Annotated in this window: 1 protein-coding gene and 1 pseudogene; one reads left to right on the forward strand and one right to left on the reverse strand. The window is 40.6% G+C overall.

The window, feature by feature from the left end:
- Positions 1-1,075, reverse strand: a pseudogene (locus tag H5200_RS24215) (hypothetical protein); the annotation flags it as partial.
- A gap of 331 nt (positions 1,076-1,406) precedes the next feature.
- Here H5200_RS24215 and H5200_RS23090 point away from each other — a divergent pair.
- Positions 1,407-1,588, forward strand: a 182-nt coding sequence (locus H5200_RS23090; RefSeq protein WP_220493442.1) for a hypothetical protein, incomplete at its 3' end; no start/stop codon positions are given.

Raw genomic sequence — 1,588 nt, forward strand, 5'->3', positions numbered from 1 at the left:
TTGTACCATTTTACATCGTTGCTGGCGGCTTGCTGCTTTAACCGTTGTTTGCTGCCTGCAAAATTTGAGTACTGCTGCCTGAAACGTTGAATTGATTCAAGCCATTGCGCTTCTTCTATATTCAAAGTCAGGAGCACTTTTGGCATAGTTTTGTTGATATGCCCTTTTTTCTTTGGATCTATGTGGCGGCCGCTCCAGTCGACTAATTCAATATAATCCAGTAAGGCAAAGGGGATCCTGTGTTTAATGTGATTGCCGCCAAATGGTTTTAGCTGTGCTGGTTGGCTTTCATGCTGAATATTATCTTTTTGTTTGAGAAGCTTATTCGCTTTAACCGTGTCTGTGGTAAAGGCTTTAAAGTGCGCTATACGTTCTTGAATTGAGGTGAAATCACGGTCTTCAAGCGTATTGGCTATGTTTGCTCTGATAGAGTTCAAATCAACGTAGGCCATGCAACTGAGCACTGCGGTTTCATCTAATAATGCTTGCGACTATTCTTTATAAGTAATGCGCCCTTCCCTCAAATTTATAAGGAATAAATTTGAATGCCGTCAGGCAGCCCGAAGGGTGAGCGCCAAGGATGGCAGCGAATAATACTTACCCGTGCAGTTATCTTCTTTATTGGCCTCGCGGGCAATGTACTCATTGAGGTTTTTCATATACCAGCTGATGTCATACAATCTTTCTCGCCATTAGCGATGATCTCATTAAAAAAGAGCAAACTTGGCTTATCTAACTGCTCACCTTTTAAATGGCGGTCGACTAAAAAGTGGTCGTTATAAAGCTGATACCAGCGGTTAATTACTTCATCATCAGACCAATCAAGTGCTTGACGCCTATTGACGTTCACAACAAGGTGATAGTGATTGCTCATAATCGCGTAGGCAGCAATTTCAATGGCAAACACACTACTTAATAACTTAATTCGCTCTACTAACCACTCCCTACGGTGAGCAAAGTTTTTACCTGTGTATTTATCATCACCACACAAGAATGCACGTCTCACGCATCGTGAGATTAAGTGATAATAAGATATCGATGCTAAATCAATAAGCTTTTTTCTTGCGCGAGTCATAATATATCAACTTCAGTAGCACTGTGTGTAATAACAGTGGTTGATACTATGATTTTTGCAAAAACAGTAGTTGATACTGTAGTTTTTGCAAAAAAATGTGTCTGTCCTTTTTACTTTCCACTTTTTAATTTCCAACGAAATAGACATTAGACGCCGGATTTATGTCATAGGACCGTTACCTTTATTAGTAAAAAATTCGCTGGCGGAGTGACCATATATCTCTGTGTTATCTGAGAGATTCATTTGTAATCAAGTGTAATACATTTTGTTTGAGGGCTTTGCTAGTCTTTACTGGCTGTTTATTTTTTAACAAAAAAAGGAAATACCTACAATGAGTACCACTAAACTTGATGAAATGCTAACTGGCCGCATTCAACCCGGTGAACCTAAACAATATACCAATGCTAACCCTCAGATCGATCTAGGCCACGGATGTATTATTGTAGATGTGATCGCTGATGTTGTAGCTGATGCCGCCGCTGATGCCGCCGCTGATGCCGCCGCTGATGCCGC

It is taken from the genome of Pseudoalteromonas sp. SG43-7, from assembly GCF_014164295.1.
GTDB lineage: Bacteria > Pseudomonadota > Gammaproteobacteria > Enterobacterales > Alteromonadaceae > Pseudoalteromonas > Pseudoalteromonas rhizosphaerae.